13 protein-coding genes and 2 pseudogenes are annotated in these 15,857 nt (G+C 37.2%); 8 read left to right on the top strand and 7 right to left on the bottom strand.

The features are described from left to right. The first annotated feature begins 7 nt into the window (after positions 1–7). From ACLV7W_RS00325 to ACLV7W_RS00300, 6 genes and pseudogenes are all read left to right on the top strand, one after another. Positions 8–123: pseudogene (locus ACLV7W_RS00325) on the top strand (phosphoribosylaminoimidazole carboxylase). Positions 124–155: 32 nt separating this feature from the next. Then, positions 156–647, top strand: a complete 492-nt coding sequence (purE, locus tag ACLV7W_RS00320) for a 5-(carboxyamino)imidazole ribonucleotide mutase (protein ID WP_411865233.1) — start codon at positions 156–158, stop codon at positions 645–647. Beyond that, a complete protein-coding gene (gene purK / locus ACLV7W_RS00315) occupies positions 634–1,725 on the top strand; it encodes a 5-(carboxyamino)imidazole ribonucleotide synthase (protein WP_411865232.1) in 1,092 nt (363 codons plus the stop codon). The genes purE and purK overlap by 14 nt, the downstream gene beginning before the upstream one ends. 9 nt (positions 1,726–1,734) lie before the next feature. After that, positions 1,735–1,959 carry a phosphoribosylaminoimidazole carboxylase gene (locus tag ACLV7W_RS00310; protein ID WP_411865231.1) on the top strand — a complete coding sequence of 75 codons (225 nt, stop codon included), beginning with the start codon at positions 1,735–1,737 and terminating at the stop codon, positions 1,957–1,959. 66 nt (positions 1,960–2,025) lie between these two features. Beyond that, positions 2,026–3,324, top strand: a complete 1,299-nt coding sequence (gene purB, locus ACLV7W_RS00305; protein WP_153210061.1) for an adenylosuccinate lyase — start codon at positions 2,026–2,028, stop codon at positions 3,322–3,324. 194 nt (positions 3,325–3,518) lie between these two features. Beyond that, positions 3,519–4,775 (top strand): ISL3 family transposase, encoded by a 1,257-nt coding sequence (locus ACLV7W_RS00300; RefSeq protein ID WP_411865230.1) that lies wholly within the window; start codon positions 3,519–3,521, stop codon positions 4,773–4,775. Positions 4,776–4,845: 70 nt separating this feature from the next. On the opposite strand, the gene ACLV7W_RS00295 is transcribed toward ACLV7W_RS00300, so the two are convergent. The 5 genes from ACLV7W_RS00295 to ACLV7W_RS00275 form a co-directional block, all read right to left on the bottom strand. Beyond that, a complete protein-coding gene (locus ACLV7W_RS00295; protein WP_125453291.1) occupies positions 4,846–5,463 on the bottom strand; it encodes an HNH endonuclease in 618 nt (205 codons plus the stop codon). A 5-nt stretch (positions 5,464–5,468) separates the two neighbouring features. Next, positions 5,469–6,110 carry a hypothetical protein gene (locus tag ACLV7W_RS00290; protein WP_125453292.1) on the bottom strand — a complete coding sequence of 214 codons (642 nt, stop codon included), beginning with the start codon at positions 6,108–6,110 and terminating at the stop codon, positions 5,469–5,471. 2 nt (positions 6,111–6,112) lie between these two features. Continuing rightward, a complete protein-coding gene (locus ACLV7W_RS00285) occupies positions 6,113–8,701 on the bottom strand; it encodes an ATP-binding protein (protein WP_153210066.1) in 2,589 nt (862 codons plus the stop codon). Positions 8,702–8,721: 20 nt separating this feature from the next. Then, complete coding sequence (locus tag ACLV7W_RS00280) at positions 8,722–10,098, bottom strand: Eco57I restriction-modification methylase domain-containing protein (RefSeq protein ID WP_153210067.1); 1,377 nt, start codon at positions 10,096–10,098, stop codon at positions 8,722–8,724. Positions 10,099–10,175: 77 nt separating this feature from the next. Beyond that, on the bottom strand, positions 10,176–10,370 hold the full coding sequence (locus ACLV7W_RS00275) for a hypothetical protein (RefSeq protein ID WP_411865229.1): 195 nt from the start codon (positions 10,368–10,370) through the stop codon (positions 10,176–10,178). Between ACLV7W_RS00275 and ACLV7W_RS00270 the strand changes: the two genes are divergently transcribed. Next, positions 10,331–11,857 carry an IS1182 family transposase gene (locus tag ACLV7W_RS00270; protein WP_411865228.1) on the top strand — a complete coding sequence of 509 codons (1,527 nt, stop codon included), beginning with the start codon at positions 10,331–10,333 and terminating at the stop codon, positions 11,855–11,857. The two genes, ACLV7W_RS00275 and ACLV7W_RS00270, sit on opposite strands and share 40 nt — an antisense overlap. 529 nt (positions 11,858–12,386) lie before the next feature. On the opposite strand, the pseudogene relB reads toward ACLV7W_RS00270, so the two are convergent. Next, positions 12,387–12,594 (bottom strand): annotated as a pseudogene (relB, locus tag ACLV7W_RS00265) (type II toxin-antitoxin system RelB family antitoxin). A gap of 241 nt (positions 12,595–12,835) precedes the next feature. On the opposite strand from relB, the gene ACLV7W_RS00260 reads away from it, so the two are divergent. Further along, positions 12,836–14,187, top strand: a protein-coding gene (locus ACLV7W_RS00260) for an IS3 family transposase (RefSeq protein ID WP_411865217.1) whose coding sequence is annotated in 2 segments (ribosomal slippage) — positions 12,836–13,277 and positions 13,277–14,187 — 1,353 coding nt in all. Because the reading frame shifts where the segments join, the coding sequence is not laid out codon by codon here. A gap of 116 nt (positions 14,188–14,303) precedes the next feature. Here the strand turns inward: ACLV7W_RS00260 and purH are convergent. Further along, positions 14,304–15,851 (bottom strand): bifunctional phosphoribosylaminoimidazolecarboxamide formyltransferase/IMP cyclohydrolase, encoded by a 1,548-nt coding sequence (gene purH, locus ACLV7W_RS00255; protein WP_411865227.1) that lies wholly within the window; start codon positions 15,849–15,851, stop codon positions 14,304–14,306. Between the last annotated feature and the right edge of the window lie 6 nt (positions 15,852–15,857).

Here is a 15,857-nt window from a genome sequence, read left to right as displayed (position 1 = left end):
CGCCGTTGTGAAAGAACGATTGGAGGATAATCCAATCGTTCAGGGAAATTGGAAGACCTTGGGCTTCCGATTTAGGCATGAGACACCTTGGTGGCTGCTGCCGTCCCTCACAACTTAAGGTGATTGAAAAAAGAAAGGAAAGAAAAGGAAAAGTTATGACTAAACCAGTAATTTCCATTATCATGGGCTCAAAATCCGACTGGGCAACCATGCAAAAAACCGCTGAAGTCCTAGACCGCTTCGGTGTAGCCTACGAAAAGAAAGTTGTCTCTGCCCACCGCACACCTGACCTCATGTTCAAACATGCTGAAGAAGCTCGTAGCCGTGGCATCAAGATCATCATCGCAGGTGCTGGTGGCGCAGCCCATTTGCCAGGGATGGTGGCAGCCAAGACAACACTTCCAGTCATTGGTGTGCCAGTCAAATCTCGTGCCCTTAGTGGCGTGGATTCGCTCTATTCAATTGTTCAGATGCCAGGTGGGGTTCCTGTAGCAACCATGGCTATCGGTGAAGCAGGTGCGACTAACGCGGCCCTCTTTGCCCTCCGTCTCCTGTCAGTAGAGGATCAAGCTATTGCGACAGCTTTGGCAGATTTTGCAGAAGAACAAGGAAAAATCGCAGAGGAGTCGACAAATGAGCTCATCTAAAACAATTGGAATTATCGGTGGTGGCCAGCTGGGTCAAATGATGGCTATTTCTGCTATCTATATGGGGCACAAGGTTATAGCGCTGGATCCTGCGGCAGATTGTCCTGCCTCTCGCGTGGCGGAAATCATCGTGGCTCCTTATAACGATGTGGATGCTCTTCGTCAGCTGGCAGAGCGTTGCGATGTCCTCACTTATGAATTCGAAAATGTTGATGCAGATGGTTTAGATGCTGTCATCAAGGATGGGCAACTTCCACAAGGGACAGACCTGCTTCGCATTTCCCAAAATCGCATCTTTGAAAAGGACTTTCTCTCAAACAAGGCTCAAGTTACTGTGGCACCTTACAAGGTTGTGACTTCTAGTCGAGACTTGGCAGATATGGACCTGTCCAAAAACTATGTCCTCAAGACTGCGACTGGTGGCTACGATGGGCATGGGCAAAAGGTCATTCGCTCAGAAACAGACTTGGAAGAAGCCTATGAACTAGCAGATTCAGCTGACTGTGTCTTGGAAGAATTTGTCAATTTTGACCTTGAAATTTCTGTCATCGTATCAGGAAATGGCAAGGATGTGACGGTTTTCCCAGTTCAGGAAAATATCCACCGAAACAATATCCTGTCTAAGACCATCGTGCCTGCTCGCATTTCAGAAAGTCTAGCAGACAAGGCTAAAGCTATGGCAGTGCGAATCGCAGAACAACTCAACTTGTCTGGAACTCTCTGTGTGGAAATGTTTGCGACAGCTGATGACATTATCGTCAATGAGATTGCCCCGCGTCCACACAATTCAGGACACTACTCAATCGAAGCCTGTGACTTCTCCCAGTTTGATACCCATATTCTAGGCGTTCTGGGATCGCCATTGCCAGCTATCAAACTGCATGCGCCAGCCGTTATGCTTAATGTACTCGGCCAACACGTCGAGGCTGCTGGAAAATATGTCACAGAAAATCCAAGCGCCCACCTCCACATGTATGGTAAAATAGAAGCGAAGCACAACCGCAAGATGGGACATGTGACTTTGTTTAGTGATGAATCAGATAGTGTGGATGAGTTAGGGAAAGGGATTGATTTTTAGGACAAGTCTATGATACAAATAATCGTTAACGCTTTTGTTGAAAAGGATAAGACTGGAGCAGTTGTCGAAGTCTTGTTTGCTAGCAGTGATCACGAAAAGGTAAAGGCTAAATATGAAAAGCTAGTTGCTCTATATCCTGAAAACTATTTAGCAATTTATGATTTACCATTGGATACCGATCTCAATGAATTACTACACTATCCATCTGTGTTTATTGGAAAAGAGGAGTTTTAGTAGAAATCTTGGTTTACCTAGATAACTTATTCCCAACAGCTTACGAAGAAAGGAAAAATTAACAATATGATCGACCGTTACTCTCGCCCTGAGATGGCGAACATTTGGAGTGAAGAAAATAAATACCGTGCTTGGCTTGAGGTGGAAATCTTGGCTGACGAGGCATGGGCTGAGTTGGGAGAAATCCCTAAGGAAGATGTGGCTTTGATTCGCGAAAAAGCGGACTTTGACATCGACTGTATTTTGGAAATTGAGCAGGAGACTCGCCACGATGTGGTGGCTTTCACGCGTGCGGTTTCTGAAACGCTTGGCGAAGAGCGCAAGTGGGTCCATTACGGCTTGACATCAACTGACGTGGTGGATACGGCTTACGGTTACCTCTACAAGCAGGCCAACGACATTATCCGTCGTGACCTTGAAAACTTTACTAACATCATCGCTGATAAGGCTAAGGAGCACAAGTTCACCATCATGATGGGGCGTACCCACGGTGTGCACGCTGAGCCTACAACCTTTGGTCTTAAATTGGCGACTTGGTATAGCGAAATGAAGCGCAACATCGAGCGTTTCGAGCATGCGGCTGCTGGAGTGGAAGCTGGTAAGATTTCTGGTGCGGTTGGGAACTTTGCCAACATCCCACCATTCGTAGAGCAATACGTCTGCGACAAATTGGGTATCCGTGCTCAAGAAATCTCTACACAGGTGCTTCCTCGTGATCTTCACGCTGAGTACTTTGCGGTTCTTGCCAGCATCGCGACTTCTATCGAGCGTATGGCGACTGAGATTCGTGGTTTGCAAAAATCAGAACAACGCGAAGTGGAAGAATTCTTTGCTAAGGGGCAAAAAGGATCTTCAGCAATGCCTCACAAACGCAATCCTATCGGTTCTGAAAATATGACTGGTCTTGCGCGTGTTATCCGTGGTCACATGGTGACAGCCTATGAGAACGTGGCTCTCTGGCACGAACGTGATATCTCTCACTCATCAGCTGAGCGCATCATCACACCAGATACGACCATTTTGATTGACTACATGCTCAACCGTTTTGGAAATATCGTCAAAAACTTGACAGTCTTCCCAGAAAACATGATCCGCAACATGAACTCGACATTTGGTTTGATTTTCAGCCAACGCGCTATGTTGACCTTGATTGAAAAAGGCATGACCCGTGAGCAAGCCTATGACTTGGTGCAACCAAAAACAGCCTACTCTTGGGACAACCAAGTAGACTTTAAACCACTTCTTGAAGCAGATCCAGAAGTGACATCACGTCTCACACAAGAAGAAATCGATGAAATCTTCAACCCAGTTTATTACACCAAACGAGTGGATGATATCTTTGATCGTCTAGGACTGGGTGATTAATTATAAAATAAACAGCGAGCTTCAATCTCGCTGTTTATTGTTTTATCGAAAAGACTTAGTCTTCTTTTCTGGCTCTATAATATTTGTAGTGGGTAAATCCCCTATGGATATTATGGAGCCTATTTTGTTGTAGAAAAAAAGTTCCATAATATCTATAATGAAAAGCAACAAAACAACTCATTAGAAAGATTCATATGGAACAATTACATTTTATCACAAAATTACTAGACATTAAAGACCCTAATATTCAAATTATAGATATCATCAATAGGGATACACTCAGGGAAATCATTGCTAAATTGGACTACGATGCCCCATCTTGTCCTGATTGTGGAAGTCAAATGAAGAAATATGACTTTCAAAAGACTTCTAAAATTCCTTACCTCGAAACAACTGGTATGCCTACTAGAATTCTCCTTAAAAAACGCCGTTTTAAGTGCTATCAGTGCTCTAAAATGACGGTCACTGAGACTCCTCTAGTAAAGAAAAATCATCAAATCCCTCGTATCATTAATCAAAAAATTGCTCAAAAGCTGATTGAAAAGACTTCTTTGACCGATATTGCTCATCAGCTGTCCATTTCAACTTCAACTGTTATTCGCAAGCTCAATGACTTTCACTTTAAACATGATTTTTCTCGCCTTCCACAGATTATGTCCTGGGACGAGTATATCTTTACAAAGGGAAAGATGAGTTTCATTGCGCAAGATTTTGAAAAGCTCAATATCACCGCTGTTCTTGAAGGTAGAACACAAGCTATTATCCGAAATCACTTTCTTAAATATGATAGGGCAGTCCGATGTCGAGTGAAAATCATTACTATGGATATGTTTAGTCCCTACTATGACTTGGCTAGAAAACTTTTTCCGTGTGCTAAAATCGTTCTAGATCGTTTCCATATTGTACAACATCTAAGCCGTGCTATGAGTCGTGTGCGCGTCCAAATCATAAATCAGTTTCATCGAAAGTCTCATGAATACAAGGCTATCAAACGCTACTGGAAACTCATCCAACAGGATAGTCGTAAACTTAGCGATAAACGTTTTTATCGTCCTACTTTTCGTATGCACTTGACCAATAAAGAGATTCTAGACAAGCTTTTGAACTATTCAGAAGACTTGAAACACCACTATCATCTCTACCAGCTCCTGCTTTTTCACTTTCAGAACAAAGAGGCAGACAAATTTTTCGGACTGATTGAGGACAATATAAAGCAGGTTCATCCTCTTTTTCAGACTGTCTTTAAAACCTTTCTAAAGGACAAAGAGAAAATTGTCAATGCCCTTCAACTACCCTATTCAAACGCCAAATTAGAAGCGACCAATAATCTCATCAAACTTATCAAGCGCAATGCCTTTGGATTTCGAAACTTTGAAAACTTCAAAAAAAGGATTTTTATTGCTCTGAACATCAAAAAAGAAAGGGCAAATTTTGTCCTTTCTCGAGCTTAGCTTTTCTTCAACCCACTACAGTTGACAAAGAGCCTCAAAAAATCGCATCACAGGTGTGATGCGATAAAAATCACTTATTGTAAACTTTTTGAAACAATTCCTTATACTTTATAGCTTCATTAGTTACGATTCTATGAACTTCCAATAATTTCATTCGCTTTTCATTTTCAGCTGGAATTTTATCAATTTTAGCATCGATTTCAGAACGTACTCTAAACAGTTCTTCCGAAATCCAAGCATAATTATGAAAAACTCGGTAAAGTTTCAAATCAACAATCATATTTCGACCTTTTATATCTTGCGAATCAATACCACCTATAATATTTCTGTAAAATATATTATTATAATCAACATCTACAGGATTATAAAATCTATCATTAGACAGTTCTTCCGGGATTTTGCTTCCATTATACAAATCACTCTTGGCTAAATTACACTTCTTGCAAGAGTATATCAGATTACTGTAATCGGTAATCAAATCACACCTATTATATTCTTCACAAATTTTACTTGGTACAAAATGGTCTACTTCAAATGGGGTCGTAATTTGCTCGTCTGAAACATTACAATAAGCACACTTACTCTCGAAATCTTTTTTTAAATTTTTTTTATAACTTTTATAATTTTTATATTTTTTCTGACAAGTCCGTATAATTTTATGATACCGAAATTCTCCAATCTTTTCCATAAATATTACAATTCTCCTAGATCCTTTATAAGTTTTACTGCACATTCTAACTGACTAGTATCAAACAATTTATCTAGTTCAGTTGCGCTATCAGAAACTATATATTTATTTAAGTTAAGCTCCAATTCAGATAGATTAATAAGAACTGATGGATCGATCTCTCTATCCTTAATCTTTTGTTGCTCGTACAAAATTTTTTGCTCTATTTTTTCTTTTTGTCTTTGAAAGTTTCTTATACTTATATCTATGTTCTTCAATGAATCCTTTGATTCTTGAGTATTTATATCAAAAAAAATACTTTTCCTATAAACCTTATCCGGGTCTATGATTTCACTTCTTTGAGAATCGTCAACGTATTGTGTAAGAATGATAACGGGGAAATTTTGAATATGTCTTTTTACTGATTCATATACTTCATTTCCCACAATCTTAAAACCTTCTCTAGAAATTAGATAGTCTACCACTAATACATCAATCCTAGTATTTAAGATATCATCTAAAATTTTATTAACTAATTCTTCTTTTTCCCCATATTCATCTATGATGTAATCTTGAAAACCACAATCTCCCCTATAATAACCATAAAAACACCTCTTTATATTATCAAGTTCAGACTCCTTATCTTCAACAATTCCAATATTTATCACTATTATACCTCCTTTTGTTTACTAAATATAATCTTTATTTTGAAACCTTTAAAATCCGAAATTACTTCTGTCCTGCCACCATTTCTTTCCACTGCCTCATTTAAAATCCACATACCTAAGCCAGTTCCTTCATCTTCAGGCTTCGTAGTAATACCTGGTTTTAAAATATAATTTGGGTTAGCTTTATACTTTTCAGATAATTCTTTCCCATTATTTGAAAGTTCAAGAATTATTAAACTTTGTGTTTCAGCAAGAGAAATATCTATTCGCCTTTCACCAGAATCCTTCTCTTCCAAATAATAAGCTGAATTTAAAATGAAATTATTTAAAATTAAAAACAAATCTAATTTATTGAAATTGTCGAGGGTAATTTTTGATTCAGAAAAATCCTCATATATTGATATGAATTTAGAATCTAGTAACGGTTTCCACAATTGTATAATATGACGTAATTCGTAATCAAAACTAGAAATAGTTTCTTCTCTCGACTCTTTCTCAAGAGGGGTGATAATGACTGATAACCACGCAGCCAATAACCTGTCAGTTACAGAATAAAATTGCAATAATTTGTATGGATTTAAAAAGCTTTCACCTCTATAATCACTCTCAGCTAATATCGAATCCATGCACATCTTTAAGTGGTCATTACGAGTACCCAAATCAGTTGCAACTCCATTTATCTCATGAGCAAAAGTCGAAGCCATTACACCGGATGAACTCAATGACATAAGTATATTCATTATTTCACTCTGTTCAAATTCACCAGTAATTCTATCTAAGGCCTGCTCTATATCGCTATCTTTAAATTCAGTATTAAACTCATCTTCTGAATTATTTTTACTATCAAAAGAAGTTTCAGTATCACTGGACCTATCTTCAGGAACGGACCCTTTCCCTTCTGATAAATTTCTTTTGATATCTTTCATAAAAATTTTTTTCTTTTCTGAACGAATTTTCTCATAGCGGCGATCAATCAGATTCCCTAATACTTGCAATGGATATTGTCTATCTGCTTCAAATTGTTCAATAATAAATAATAATATTTCTTTTAGTAGAGAATATTCTCTGTTTTCTACTAGGCTTTCTCGATTGGCACTATCTGTTAAATTTGGATTTCCTTCTCTAGAAATTAGTACTTCTCCAAAAATTTGATACGGCAAAACCCTCCAAGGAGCTTTATTAGTTGGTGCACCTGGATTCTTCTGTTGTCTCTCTGACAGACTCAGCCAATCAAAATATCTGCCATCATCTCCATACGGGCGTACTTTAAAGTTGTCTCTATATATTTTTATACCCGAAAAATTTTCAGACCACTTTTTTCTTTCGGTAGCATTAAACCTTTTCAAAATAGGTATAGAACTTGCTGCGCTCTTTAGAAAGAAGAGTTCTGTAGTAAAATCACCAATACTTTCAATATCTCTGATAGAGAAATCATTAGAATCTATGATATCTGAAATTTTAAACGAATATTCTATGCTACTATCGAAGCTAGACTTATTTGTTAATTTCTTTTGAAAAGCACTGTCGCTCCAAAATTCAGAATCTAGATCTATAGAAAAACTCTCACCCCCTTTAGTTACTTCAATGATTTTCAATGACAAATCAAGCTCATTTCTATCAAAAAGCAAACTGAGCTCCCCATTCTTTACCTCTGCCTTTACTCTATAATCATATCTTTTTCTATCAAAACGATCTTGGGAAGTTTTAAAATCCAGACTATGGTCATAATTGTTCAACACATTTACTTCAAAACGATCTGTACTAGTCAGTGGATTAATACTTTTTAAATTTTTGTTTACTTTCCGAAAATCTCTATTAAACCAATTATCTCTAATCGGATTCAAATGAATTATAGTTCCAGAATTATTTTCAAAATCAATAAATTCATTCTCATTCGACTTGATAAACATTTCTGCAATCTGAGCCATAGTCTTGTCATCAATAATTTCTAATTCTGCCTTCACATCATCAATCAGTTCAGCTTTTTCAAATAATTCCCAATTTAATCTCCATCTATAAAGCGAATTATCTATTTGACGAGTATAGACTTCAGTAGCAGTAGATAACTTATCAAGAGAAAACCTGCCAATCCCCTTTGCTCCTGTTTTCTGCCTACCTTTTTTACTAGTTGTATTTTTCTCTTTATCGCTGGTCCCTATATTCATCCAAACTGTAGAAAGAATTTCTTCAGTCATTCCCGTTCCATTATCAACAATATAAATATGATTATATTTAGAAAGAACTTCCTTAACAGTTTCTAATTTAATTTTTTTATTTTCTTCATTAGAACCTAATTCAATATTTTCATTGGAAAAAATACGTATTTTAGTGGCTGAGTTTTTATTTTCTATATATTCACTATTTAAAAATTCAAAGTCTTCAGCAGATAGAACATTGATATTATCACTAATATCTTGTCCTTCTTCAATAATAGGAAAAGGTATATCGTAATTGATTAATACTGATTCCGCATCAGCATCATACGAATTTTTCACTAATTCTGTCAAAGCGCCACTAACATCTGTTATATTTTCTCGCCCTATTAACCGAGCAGCTTTTGCACTAACACTAAATGCAACCTCTTTAACCATACTACACTCCTTGATAGTCACTACAGGTTTACTGGATAATTCTTTATGTCATTTACAGAAATTCTAAGTGATTTTCCACTTGCATTAATTGCTCTAGTTTCTAAATACTTATAAAATTCTTCTGACTCCAAAATTTGTTTAGCAAATTCTAATGTTCTGTCTCCTGTCGGAATAATATAAAAACCAGAATAAGGAATTGTTCTTTCATCCAAATCATAAACATTTACCTTTTCTGTTATCACTGATGAAATCATTAATTTTCTCTGATTTAAAAAATGAAGACCTTGACTTCTTCCATATTCAAACCATCTCCCATCTGATTTCCTCTTTTTCAAAGCACTCATATTATCTTGCAGATAATCAAAAGCTTTAGGGAAGCTTTTTTTAAATTCCTCAACAGAATATCTCTTCAACTGACCTTCAACATAAGCATACGGAAAAATTATTCTTTCATCAAGTCCTTTAGATAGTCGCCTTGGACTAGCTGCTGGTCTAACGACTCCATCTTCAACATTCAAATCATCGGATATCACAAACACTCTGTTTAATAAAGTTGCAACACTGTTCGCTACTTTGAATAAATCTCCGAACTTGAAATCTGATTCACATTTTCTTGAATCAACTCCAAAATACCATTGACCACTTAAAAATTTTTTATCTATTTTGAAACTTTCATTATTATCTATGTCATTATAGAAAACTTTATTGTTTATGTTATTATTATCAATAATAATAATCGCAGATGATGTCAAAACATTCCCAAAAATATGCGTGTGCTTATAATCGATAATATTTTTAATATTGGTAACTATCATATCTCTCAAGTTTTGAGCAAATACATTTTTAAAAATACTATTTGGAATTAGGTAAGCCATCTTCCCAGATTTTTTCGATAAATCTCTCATACTCTTTTCAATAAAGGCATAACAATAATCAAATTTCCCTATTTTACAAGCAAGAAAATTTGATTTTAAATATTGTCTTTGATCTAGTAAAAGCTCTTGATAAGTAATATAGGGTGGATTACCTACAATATAATCAGCCTGAACTTCTAAAATAGATTTAAGATAATCCTCATTTCGAATATCCCATTTTACATCTCTCAATCCATATTTTAATACTAGATTATTTAAATTAGATATACAAGAATCGATTACAGACTTATCTACCTCATAGCCAATAAAATATTGTTCTAAATCTTTCTTCAGTTCTCTTGGAGAAATATCTGCGCTTTGCGCTGACTGTATATATCTTTCTACAGCTATTAATAGTATATTCCCTTCACCAACCGAATTTTCAAGAAAATATTTTTTTAAGATTATATCACCTTGATAATCAACGCTATCTAACATCTGTTCAACATACTGAGAAGGAGTAAAAACTTGAAATTTTTTCATGATCTTCATTTCTTTTTTCTTTAATTATACCAAAAAACAAGGCTTGTATCCTATTTAAAACGTATATGAAATATTTTTCATATAAACAGCTTAATAAATTTGTAAAAAAGAGTCTGGGACAATAGTCCCTTATTTCCAAAAAAAGCAACGGATTTGCCGTTGCTTTTTTGCATGGTTACGATAGTCTTGGTAAAATAGAATTGCTTAATAAACCATTTAGAAAGGTTATCCCATGCATATTTACTATAACACAAATCAAACAACTTTACCACTAGAAATCAGTTCTTTCTTACCACAAGACCATCTCATCTTTACTATTGAAAAAGTGGTGAATACCTTGGAGGATTGTCACTTCCATGCCTTCTATCATGCCTTTGGTCGCCCGTCTTATCACCCTAAAATGCTTATAGCTACTCTTCTATTTGCCTATTCACAAGGGATTTTCTCTGGACGAAAAATCGAAAAAATGATGATTGAAAACCTCGCTATGCAGTACCTAACAGGACCGTTGGTTGTCAGCTACCGCACCATCAATCGTTTTCGAGTCGCTGAAGAGATGGAAGAACTCATACGTAATCTTTTCATGGACCTCAATCTTCGTTTAAAAATGGAAGAGTTAGTGACCTTAAATTGTCTGTTTATTGACGGGACTAAGATTGAAGCCAATGCCAACAAGTATAGTTTTGTGTGGAAGAAAGCGACAGAGAAATTCTCCGCCAAACTGCAAGAACAGATACAGAACTATTTTCAAGAAGAAATCACTCCCCTTATCTATCAAGCTATCGAACTGGATACACAAGAGCCTATCTCCTCAGAGCAGTTGCTTGCATTCGCTCAAGTCCTTGAAGGAGAATTGAAAAAATTGAACCAGGACATTGAGGAGACACCCGTTAAAGGGAAGGATGAACGTAAAACCCCGCGTCGTAAACTCAAGGAAGTCTTGCGTAAAGTCAAGGAGGATTTTTCAGTACGTGCTGAAAAGTATAAGAAGTATCAAGAGACATTTGAAGGGCGCAACAGCTTTTCCAAAACCGATCCAGATGACACTTTTATGCGAATGAAAGAAGATTATATGAAAAATGGCCAACTCAAGGCTGCTTATAATCTTCAAATCGCTACTGAAAACCAATTTGTTCTTCACTATGATGTCTTCTCAAATCCGACAGACACCAAGACTCTTCTGCCATTCCTTGAAACCTATCCGCATGACTTGAAGACAGTTGTCGCAGATGCTGGATATGGAAGTGAAGAGAACCTCCTTCGTTTAGATGAAAAGGGGGTGAACCATCTGATTAAATATGCCATGTTTGACAAGGAACAGAAGAGAGGGTATAAACAGTCAGCTAGAAACTTAGCGAATTGGCACTATGATGACAAGGAGGATAGCTACACACATCCTGATAGCTGGTGCTATCGTTTTCACCATATCAAACATCAGAAAACACAGACGGACTTTCAACAGGAAATCAAGGTTTACTACGCTGATGAACCTGAATCAGCCCCTCAAAAGGGACTGTATATGAACGGACGCTATCAAAACTTGAAAGCTAAAGAATGTCAGGCGCTTTTATCTCCCGAAGGAAGACAGATTTTCGCTCAACGTAAGATTGATGTGGAACCTGTCTTTGGGCAGATAAAGGCTTGTTTGGGTTACAAGAGATGTAATCTGAGAGGGAAGCGTCAAGTGAGAATTGACATGGGATTGATACTTATGGCCAATAACCTCCTCAAATACAATAAGAGAACGACTCAAAATTAAAAAGCTAGAGTTCCGCAATTGGAAATATCTAGCTTTTTTGTGGCTGAGAACTATTTTGTCTCAGGTTCTTCGAGAATGTACCAAGTTTCTCTGAGTTACTTGAAAAGTCTAACTTAATTTGGCAATTTAGGTATTTAAAAACTTGAGATTGTACTTTTTAATATAGAAAGATTTACTTGATTATCAACTCAAAATAAGTTTTCCCATAACTATATAGAGTTTTGAAATCCTAGATTCACAACTAATCCTTAGAACTTCAAAAGAAACTGTGACTACAATATTAAATAAATAGCTCTTCTATGACCCATAGTAAGAACTTCTATCACTATTTCATCTTCTTTGATATCGGCGAGAATTCGATAATCTCCAACATGATAGTGTTAAGCTCCCAAACGTTCAGATGTTAATTCTTTTCCGTGTTGACGAGGATTGGCTATATTCATTAAATTTGTGCCAATCCATTAAAGAATGATTAAGAAAGTAAAGGCTTCTAATTTTTTAAGTTGTTTGAGAACTTGTTACGTATAAGTTACTTGATAACTAATAGTCTAAAATCATTCATCAAATCCTCATGCGAGATTTTCCTACCATCATCTTTTGCTATTGCTTGACGTAAAATCTGTAAATCATATTCGTCTTCAATTTTTTCTAACATGGATTGTCTAGCAAACCCTGAAATAGTCAAACCATGTAACTGAATATAGATTTTTTATTAAATCACTATCTTGATCATTAATTCATAAAGTCATTATAGTCTTTATTCTTCTAGAATATATCGTATTTTAGTCTCATTATAAACTTCTCTTTTAATTTTGTCAAAATTAACTTTTCTACTAAATTATTCTCAAAAAACGAGGTTGGGGAAAAAATTCAATTTTAGTAGAAAATGAAGTAAATCTTTCTATAACAAAACGCATGGTTTTGAACTGCACCCCAAAAGTTAGACAGAAAAAATCTAACTTTTGGGGTGTTTTTATTATGAAATTAACTTATGATGATAAAGTTCAGATCTATGAACTTAGAAAACAAGGATATAGCTTAGAGAAGCTTTCAAATAAATTTGGGATAAATAATTCTAATATTAGGTACATGATTAAATTGATTGATCGTTACGGAATAGAGTTCGTCAAAAAAGGAAAAAATCGTTACTATTCTCCTGATTTAAAGCAAGAAATGATTAATAAAGTCTTACATGAAGGCTGGACTAAAGATAGAGTTTCTCTTGAATACGGCCTCCCAAGTCGTACGATACTTCTTAATTGGCTAGCACAATACAAGAAAAACGGGTATACTATTGTTGAGAAAACAAGAGGGAGACCAACTAAAATGGGACGTAAACGGAAGAAAACTTGGGATGAAATGACAGAACTAGAGCGACTCCAAGAGGAGAATGAACGCTTACGTACTGAGGTGGCTTACTTAAAAAAGTTAAAAGAGCTGGAAGACAGGGACGAAGCCATACAGCGAGAAAGGCAGAGACAATTAGAGAAATGGCTTCAGGAGGATTTCGACTAGATTTACTTCTTGAAGTGACTCGTTTACCTAGCTCAACTTACTATTATCAGTTGAAGGAACTAGATGGGCTTGACAAAGATAAAGATCTTAAAGCTGAAATTCAAGCTATTTTTACTGAGCACAAAGGAAATTATGGCTATCGCCGAATAACTCTTGAATTGAGGAATCGTGGTCATATAGTAAACCATAAGAAGGTCCAACGTCTGATGAAAATCCTTGGTTTAAGTGCTCGAATTCGCCGTAAACGAAAGTATTCTTCCTACCAAGGAGAGATTGGCAAGAAAGCAGAGAATATCATTCAACGCCAGTTTGAAGCATCGAGACCAATGGAAAAGTGTTATACGGATGTGACAGAGTTTGCCATTCCAAATAGCACGCAGAAATTGTATTTATCGCCTGTTTTAGATGGATTTAACAGCGAAATTATTGCTTTTAATCTTTCTTGTTCTCCTAATTTAGAACAAGTAAAAAAGATGTTGGAACAGGCCTTCACAGAGAAACACTACGAGAATACGATTCTCCATAGTGACCAAGGTTGGCAATACCAACACGATTCTTATCATCGGTTCCTAGAGAGTAAGGGAATTCAAGCATCCATGTCACGAAAGGGCAACAGCCCAGACAACGGTATGATGGAATCTTTCTTTGGCATTTTAAAATCCGAAATGTTTTATGGCCATGAGAAAAACTTTAAATCACTTAATCAATTGGAACAAGCTATTATAGACTATATCGATTACTACAACAACAAACGAATTAAGGTAAAACTAAAAGGACTTAGCCCTGTACAATACAGAACTAAATCCTTCGGATAAATTAATTGTCTAACTTTTTGGGGTCAGTACAGTTTCAAGTTTTTTCAACACCTGATACTATGCGTTTTTCTGATTTCATGGACTTTTTTCCCAACCACACTCCATTATTTCAAAAATTAATGTCTAAAATGTCTCACTCCTGTGAAGACCATAGTCAAGCCGTATTTGTCAGCAGCTTCGATGGATTCCTGATCACGGACAGAGCCACCTGGCTGGATGATGGCCTTGATTCCTGCTTTGGCGATTTCTTCCACGTTATCCGCAAATGGGAAGAAGGCATCAGAAGCAAGGACTGCGCCGTCAAGACGGTCTTTAGCTTGGTCAATAGCAATACGAACTGAAGCCACACGGTTGGTTTGACCTGGGCCAACACCAAGTGTCATGTGATCATTAGTCACGATGATTCCATTTGATTTGACGTACTTGATAGCCTTCCAAGCAAATTCAAGAGCAGTTGCTTCTGTTTCGGTTGGCTGGCGTTTGGTCACCACTTGCCAGTCAGCTGGACTTTCCTTGACCACGTCTTGATTTTGTACAAGTAGTCCACCGACAACACCTGTGTATTCTGCTTCCACTTCACTGGCATCTTGAGCGTCGAATGGCAAGGCAAGGATGCGCAAGTTTTTCTTCTTAGTTGTCAAGATTTCAAGTGCTTCGTCTGAGTAGCTCGGTGCGATGATGATCTCGAGGAAAACGCCGTGCATCTTCTCAGCTGTCGCAGCATCCACCTCACGGTTAAGGACGACAATTCCACCAAAGATAGACACTGGGTCAGACTCATAAGCATAGTCCCAAGCAGTTTCGATGTCATCAGCTTGACCAATTCCACATGGGTTCATGTGTTTGAGAGCCACAACGGTTGGGCGATCTTTGAAATCACGGATAATACGGATGGCCGCATCCGCGTCACGAATGTTATTAAAGGACAATTCCTTACCGTTAAGCTGTTTCGCTGAAGCAATCGAATAGTCAGTCGGCAAAGCTTTTTGGTAGAAGTCAGCGTCCTGCTGAGGATTTTCCCCATAGCGCATGGCTTGTTTGAGGTCATAGGTCAAAGTGAGCTTTTCTGGTTTTGCTTCACCCACTCGAGCTGTGAAATATTCTGCAATCAAGGCATCATAAGCCGCTGTGTGACGGAAAACCTTAGCTGCTAAACGTTGGCGAGTTTCGTAACTTGTTTCACCATTTGCTGACAATTCGTCAAGCACATCAGCATAGTCAGAAGGATCTACCACAACTGTTACGCTAGCGTGGTTTTTAGCTGCTGAACGAAGCATTGATGGACCACCAATATCGATGTTTTCAACGGCATCAGCATAAGTCACATCTGGTTTGAGAATGGTTTCCTTGAAAGGATAGAGGTTGACCACTACAAGGTCAATGAGCTCGATCTGATTCTCCTTAGCCGCTTCTAGGTGACTATCCAAGTCACGACGAGCTAAGAGACCTCCGTGGATATTTGGGTGGAGAGTCTTGACGCGACCGTCCATCATCTCTGGAAAACCAGTCACATCATCGATCGCAATGGTCTCCACCCCAGCATTATCAAGGGTAACCTTTGTCCCACCTGTAGAGATAATCTCCCAACCAAGTTTTTTAAGTTCTTGGGCAAATGCAACAATGCCCGCTTTGTCTGAGACACTGATTAGTGCGCGTTTAGTCATTTTAGT

Source organism: Streptococcus mitis (assembly GCF_965111735.1).
Taxonomy (GTDB): domain Bacteria; phylum Bacillota; class Bacilli; order Lactobacillales; family Streptococcaceae; genus Streptococcus; species Streptococcus mitis_DR.
The sequence above is the reverse complement of the archived record's forward strand: the minus strand, read 5'-3'. Positions and strand labels throughout refer to the sequence as shown.